This window comes from Nocardiopsis yanglingensis (genome assembly GCF_045809185.1).
Lineage (GTDB): Bacteria > Pseudomonadota > Gammaproteobacteria > Xanthomonadales > Xanthomonadaceae > Stenotrophomonas > Stenotrophomonas yanglingensis.
Genome location: NZ_JBJNRH010000002.1, coordinates 174,654 through 181,185, shown reverse-complemented (window position 1 = coordinate 181,185; position 6,532 = coordinate 174,654). Strand labels below are relative to the sequence as shown.

Genomic DNA, 6,532 nt, shown 5'->3' with positions numbered 1-6,532 from the left:
GGGTTTTTTTTGCCGGTGGGGGGCGGGGGCGGCGGGGGGCCCCCCCGGGGGGCCCCCCCCCCCCCCCCCCCCCACTACCGGATCGCAGGCAACAAAAAACCCGGCCAGGGCCGGGTTCTTGTCTGCAGCCCGGCCCCGAAGGGCAGGGCGGCAACGCCGGATCAGGCGGCCTTGAGGGCCTTGATGCGGTCGTTCAGGCGGCTCTTATGACGAGCAGCCTTGTTCTTGTGGATCAGGCCACGCGCGCTGAAGCGATCCAGGATCGGCTGGGCAACGGCGAAGGCGGCTTCGGCGCCGGCGGCATCGTTGGCGTCCAGCGCCTTGATCACTTTCTTGACAGCGGTGCGCAGCATCGAGCGCTGAGCCACGTTGCGCGCGTTGCGCACGACGGTCTGCTTGGCGCGCTTCTTGGCGGACTTGATATTGGCCACGGTGGTGGTTTCCTGAAAAAATCGGTGTTATGGGAACAGCAAGCTAGCTAGTATGATGGCCCGAGAAATGCACGTCAAGTCGATTGTCAAGAGGGACGCTGAGTGAGTTCACCGAAGATGTTGCGAGGCCTGCTGTCGTTCAGCAGCATGACCATGGTCTCGCGGGTGCTCGGACTTGTCCGTGACCAGGTGATCACCACCACGTTCGGCACCAATGCGGTCACCGATGCGTTCTGGGTTGCCTTCAGGGTACCCAATTTCCTGCGCCGGTTGTTCGCCGAAGGCTCCTTCGCCACTGCTTTCGTGCCGGTGTTCACGGAAGTGAAGGAAACCCGCAGCCATGCCGAGCTGCGTGAACTGATGGCCCGCACCGCCGGCACCCTGGGTGGGGTGTTGATGCTGGTCACCGCGCTGGCGTTGATCTTCGCGCCGCAACTGGCCTCGGTCTTCTCAAGCGGTGTTGATACCGATCCTGTGAAGCAGGGCCTGCTGGTCGACCTGTTCCGCCTGACCTTCCCCTTCCTGCTGTTCGTCTCGCTCACCGCTCTGGCCGGCGGCGCGCTGAACAGCTTCCAGCGCTTCGCGATGCCGGCGCTGACCCCGGTCATCCTCAACCTGTGCATGATCGCCGGTGCGCTGTGGCTTGCGCCGCGGCTGGGCGGTACCCCGGAAAAGCAGATTCTGGCGCTGGGCTGGGCGGTATTGGCCGCCGGCATCCTGCAGCTGCTGTTCCAGCTGCCGTCGCTGAAGGGCATCAACCTGCTGGCCCTGCCGCGCTGGGGCTGGAGCCACCCGGGCGTGCGCAAGGTGATGACGCTGATGGTGCCGACCCTGTTCGGCTCCTCGGTGGCGCAGATCAACCTGCTGCTGGACACGGTCATCGCGGCAAAGCTGACCGACGGCTCGCAGTCCTGGCTGTCGCTGGCCGACCGCTTCCTGGAGCTGCCACTGGGCGTGTTCGGCGTGGCGCTGGGCACGGTGATCCTGCCGGCGCTGGCCCGCCATCATGTGAGTACCGACCGCGAGGGCTTCTCGCGCTCGCTGGACTGGGGTCTGCGCATGACCCTGCTGATTTCGGTGCCGGCCATGCTGGGCCTGCTGCTGCTGGCCGAACCGCTGATCGCGACCATCTTCCAGCACGGCCAGTTCAGCGCCTTCGATACCCGCATGACCGCGCTGTCGGTGTACGGCCTGAGTTTCGGCCTGCCAGCGTTCGCCCTGCTGAAGGTGGTGCTGCCGGCCTTCTACGCCCGCCAGGACACCAAGACCCCGGTGCGTGCCGGTGTGGCCGCGCTGGTGGCCAACATGGTGTTCAACTTCGCGCTGCTGGCCGTGCTGTACCAGGTGATGGTGCCGGACGAGCTGAAGGCGCAGGGCGTGATGGCCGCCATCGGCAAGCAACCGGGCCTGCACCTGGCGCTGGGCATTGCCAGCGCACTGTCCAGTTACCTGAACCTGGGCCTGCTCTGGTACTGGCTGGGCAAGACCGATGTCTACCAGCGCCGGCCGGGTTGGGGCGGCTATCTGGCCCGCCTGCTGCTGGCCTGCGCGGCCATGGTCGGCGTGCTGCTGGCCCTCCTGTACTGGCTGCCCGGCTTCTCGGCGATGAGCGTGTGGGAGCGGATCGGTGCCCTGGCACTGCTGGTCGGTGGTGGTGGCGCGACCTACGCGGTGGCCATGGTGGCGATGGGCTTCCGCCCGCGCGACCTGCGCGGGCATTGATCGCGGCCCGTGGCGGCTATACTTCAGGGTTACACCATTGAAACGGCGGCCCCGGTCGGGCCGGAACGAGAGTTGATGAGCAGGCTGTTCAGAAGCGTCGAGGGCGGGGAGCTGTTCCCCAACGGAAGCGTGGTCTGTATCGGTGCATTCGACGGCCTCCACCTGGGCCATCGTGCGCTGGTCCGCCACGCGGTTGCCCGCGCGCGCGCCTTGGGCGTGGCCGCGGTGGCCGTGGCGTTCGAGCCGCTGCCGCGTGAATTCTTCGCCCAGGGCACGCCGCCGCCGCGGCTGACCCTGGCACGCAGCAAGGTCGAGATCCTGCGCGAGCTCGGCGTCGATGCGATCGGCCTGCTGCGTTTCGACGCGGCGATGGCGGCGATGCCGGCCGAGACCTTCGTGCGCCAGCTGCTGGTCAATCGCCTGAGTGCGCGTGAGGTCTGGATCGGGCCGGAGTTCTGCTTCGGCAACCGCCGTCGCGGCGACCTGGCCCTGTTGCAGCAGCTCGGTGCCGAGCTCGGCTTCAGCGCCGGCGAGATCGAAGCGGTCGACCTGCATGGCGAGCGCATTTCCAGTACCCGCATCCGCCAGCTGCTGCAGGACGGCGACTTCGCCCGTGCCGGCGACCTGCTCGGGCGTCCGTACGCGATCAGCGGGCGGGTGGTGCGCGGCCGCCAGCTTGGTCGTACGCTGGGCTTCCCCACTGCCAACCTGCGGTTCCCGAAGACGCCGGCGCTGTCGGGCATCTACGCGACCTGGGTGCACGGCGTGTTCGACCAGCCGTGGCCGTCGGTGTCCAGCTTCGGCACGCGGCCGACGGTGGACGGCGTGGAGCCGCTGCTGGAAGCCCACCTGTTCGATTTCCAGGGCGACCTGTACGGGCGCCACATCGACGTGGAGTTCGTCGCCAAGCTGCGCGACGAAGAGAAATTCAATGATCTGGCGGCACTGACCGACCAGATGCACCGCGACGCCGAACAGGCGCGCGCCATCCTTTCCGAACATAGATTGCGAGCCACTGCGTGAGCCAGGACTACAAGACCACCCTGAACCTGCCAGCCACCGAATTCCCGATGCGCGGCGATCTGCCCAAGCGCGAGCCGGGCATTCTGGCGCGGTGGGAAGAGCAGGGGCTCTACCAGCAGCTGCGCGACAACGCCGCCGGCCGCCCGCTGTTCGTGCTGCATGATGGCCCGCCGTACGCCAACGGCCGCATCCACCTGGGCCACGCGGTCAACAAGATCCTGAAGGACATCATCGTCAAGTCGCGCTACCTGGCCGGCTTCGATGCGCCCTACGTGCCGGGTTGGGACTGCCATGGCCTGCCGATCGAGATCGCGGTCGAGAAGAAGTGGGGCAAGGTCGGCACCAAGCTCGACGCCGTCGAGTTCCGCCAGAAGTGCCGTGAGTTCGCCGAAGAGCAGATCAACATCCAGCGCGTGGATTTCAAGCGCCTGGGCGTGACCGGCGACTGGGACAACCCGTACAAGACCCTGAGCTTCGATTTCGAAGCCAACGAAATCCGTGCGCTGGCCAAGGTCGTGGCCAACGGCCACCTGGTGCGTGGCGCCAAGCCGGTGTACTGGTGCTTCGACTGCGGCTCGGCGCTGGCCGAGGCCGAGATCGAGTACCAGGAAAAGGAATCGCCGGCGATCGACGTGGCCTACGCCGCGCGCGATGCGCAGGCCATCGGCCAGGCGTTCGGCGTGAGCGTGCCGGCCGACGTCGAAGTGGCCGTGCCGATCTGGACCACCACACCGTGGACGCTGCCGGCCTCGCTGGCGGTGTCGCTGGGCGCGGAAATCCGCTACGTGCTGGCCGAGGGCCCGGCCCACAACGGCAAGCGCCGTTGGCTGGTGCTGGCCGCCGCCCTGGCCGAGCGCGCGCTGCAGCGCTACGGCGTGGACGAGGTGGTGCTGCACGGTGAAACCACCGGCGCTGCGCTGGAAAACCAGCTGCTGGCGCACCCGTTCTACCCGGAACGCGAGATCCTGGTGCTCAACGGCGACCACGTCTCCGACGAAGACGGTACCGGTGCGGTGCACACCGCCCCCGGCCATGGCCAGGAAGACTTCGTGGTCAGCCAGAAGTACGGCCTGCTGGACAAGTACAACGCCGGCCAGGTGACCCCGATCGATGGCCGTGGCGTGTACCTGGAATCGACCCCGCCGGCCGGTGACGTGGTGCTGGCTGGCCAGCACCTGTGGAAGGCGCAGGAAGCCATCGTCGGCGTGCTGCGCGACAACGGCGCGCTGCTCGCCTTCCACCCGATCCGCCACAGCTACCCGCACTGCTGGCGCCACAAGACGCCGGTGGTGTTCCGCGCCACCCCGCAGTGGTTCATCTCGATGGACAAGGCCAACCTGCGCAACGATGCGCTGGCCGCCATCGACACCGTCGGCTGGTTCCCGACCTGGGGCAAGGCGCGCATCCAGAGCATGGTCGACGGTCGTCCGGACTGGACCATCTCGCGCCAGCGCACTTGGGGTGTGCCGATCGCACTGTTCACCCATCGCCAGACCGGCGAGATCCACCCGCGTTCGGTGGAGCTGATGCAGCAGGTCGCCGACCGCGTCGAAGCCGAGGGCATCGACGTGTGGTATTCGCTGGATGCCGCCGAACTGCTGGGTGCCGAAGCAGCCGATTACGAGAAGGTCACCGACATCCTCGACGTCTGGTTCGACTCGGGCGTGACCCATGAAGGCGTGCTCGCCGCGCGTGGCTTCGGCAAGCCGGCCGACCTGTACCTGGAAGGTTCCGACCAGCACCGCGGCTGGTTCCAGTCCTCGCTGCTGACCGGCGTGGCGATCGACAAGCGCGCCCCGTACAAGCAGTGCCTGACCCACGGCTTCACCGTGGACGAGCACGGTCGCAAGATGTCCAAGTCGCTGGGCAACGGCATCGAGCCGCAGGACATCATGAACAAGCTGGGCGCGGACATCCTGCGCCTGTGGATCGCCTCGGCCGACTACAGCAACGAGATGTCGCTGTCGCAGGAGATCCTCAAGCGCAATGCCGACGCCTACCGTCGCCTGCGCAACACCGCACGCTTCCTGCTGGGCAACCTGGACGGTTTCGATCCGGCCCAGCACCTGCAGCCGCTCGACCAGATGGTCGCGCTGGACCGCTGGATCGTGCATCGCGCGTGGGAGCTGCAGGAGAAGATCAAGGCGGCCTACGACGGCTACAACATGGCCGAGATCGTGCAGTTGCTGCTGAACTTCTGCAGCGTGGACCTGGGCTCGCTGTACCTGGACGTGACCAAGGATCGCCTGTACACGATGCCGACCGATTCGCATGGTCGCCGTTCGGCACAGAGCGCGATGTACCACATCGCCGAAGCGTTCACCCGCTGGGTCGCGCCGATCCTGACCTTCACCGCCGACGAGCTGTGGGGCTACCTGCCGGGCGAACGCGCCGAGCACGTGCTGTTCACCACCTGGTACGACGGCCTGGCGCCGCTGCCGGCCGATGCCCAGCTCAACGCCGCTGATTTCGACCAGCTGCTGGCCGTGCGCGAGCAGGTGGCCAAGGTGCTCGAGCCGATGCGTGCCAACGGCGCGATCGGTGCTGCACTGGAGGCGGAGATCACCATCGCCACCAGCGAAGAGCAGGCCGCGCGCTGGCAGCCGCTGGCCGATGAACTGCGTTTCCTGTTCATCAGTGGCGACGTGCAGGTGCGCCCGGCGACCACCGACGAGGTGTTCGTCAGCGCCCAGCCGACCACCAAGGCCAAGTGCGTGCGCTGCTGGCATCACCGCGCCGACGTCGGCAGCAACGCCGATCATCCGGAGCTGTGCGGCCGCTGCGTGAGCAACATCACCGGTGCCGGTGAAGTGCGGAGCTGGTTCTGATGGCCGCGCCCCGTCCGCATCCGAACGCCCTGGTCTGGCTGCTGCTGTCGGTGGCCATCATCGGGCTGGACCAGTGGTCCAAGGCCTGGGTCCTGTCGAGCCTGCCGGAGTTCCAGCCGGTGGTGGTCATCGACGGCTTCTGGAACTGGTACCGCACCTACAACACCGGTGCGGCGTTCAGTTTCCTGAGCGACGCCGGTGGCTGGCAGAAGCACTTCTTCACCGTGCTGGCGATCGTCATCAGCGGCCTGATGGCCTGGTGGCTGCGCGGCACCGCCCGTGGCAACTGGAAGGCGGCCGTGCCGTATGCGCTGATCATCGGCGGCGCGATCGGCAACGTGATCGACCGCCAGGTGCATGGCCATGTGGTCGATTTCATCCAGTGGTACGTGGGCAGCTACACCTGGCCCTCGTTCAACATCGCCGATTCGGCCATCGTGGTGGGTGCCATCGGCATCGCCCTGTTTGGCCTGTTCGACGGCAAGTCCGCCAAAAAGGCGGATAATGCCAATCCGAAACCGTAAGCCG

General features: G+C 67.0%; 5 protein-coding genes. 4 read left to right on the top strand and 1 reads right to left on the bottom strand.

Going from position 1 to position 6,532, the window contains the following annotated elements:
* Positions 1-161 precede the first annotated feature (161 nt).
* A complete protein-coding gene (gene rpsT / locus ACJ7C5_RS04030; RefSeq protein ID WP_005408560.1) occupies positions 162-431 on the bottom strand; it encodes a 30S ribosomal protein S20 in 270 nt (89 codons plus the stop codon).
* Between the two features lie 117 nt (positions 432-548).
* Here rpsT and murJ point away from each other — a divergent pair, with 117 nt between their 5' ends.
* The 4 genes from murJ to lspA all read left to right on the top strand — a co-directional run bounded on the left by murJ (position 549) and on the right by lspA (position 6,528).
* Positions 549-2,153, top strand: a complete 1,605-nt coding sequence (gene murJ / locus ACJ7C5_RS04025) for a murein biosynthesis integral membrane protein MurJ (RefSeq protein ID WP_412703119.1) — start codon at positions 549-551, stop codon at positions 2,151-2,153.
* 75 nt (positions 2,154-2,228) lie between these two features.
* Positions 2,229-3,176: a bifunctional riboflavin kinase/FAD synthetase gene (locus ACJ7C5_RS04020; protein WP_032127582.1), complete on the top strand. Its 948-nt coding sequence runs from the start codon at positions 2,229-2,231 to the stop codon at positions 3,174-3,176.
* On the top strand, positions 3,173-6,004 hold the full coding sequence (ileS, locus tag ACJ7C5_RS04015) for an isoleucine--tRNA ligase (protein ID WP_412703118.1): 2,832 nt from the start codon (positions 3,173-3,175) through the stop codon (positions 6,002-6,004). The genes ACJ7C5_RS04020 and ileS overlap by 4 nt, the downstream gene beginning before the upstream one ends.
* A complete protein-coding gene (lspA, locus tag ACJ7C5_RS04010) occupies positions 6,004-6,528 on the top strand; it encodes a signal peptidase II (protein WP_049434638.1) in 525 nt (174 codons plus the stop codon). The genes ileS and lspA overlap by 1 nt, the downstream gene beginning before the upstream one ends.
* The last annotated feature ends 4 nt before the right edge of the window (positions 6,529-6,532 follow it).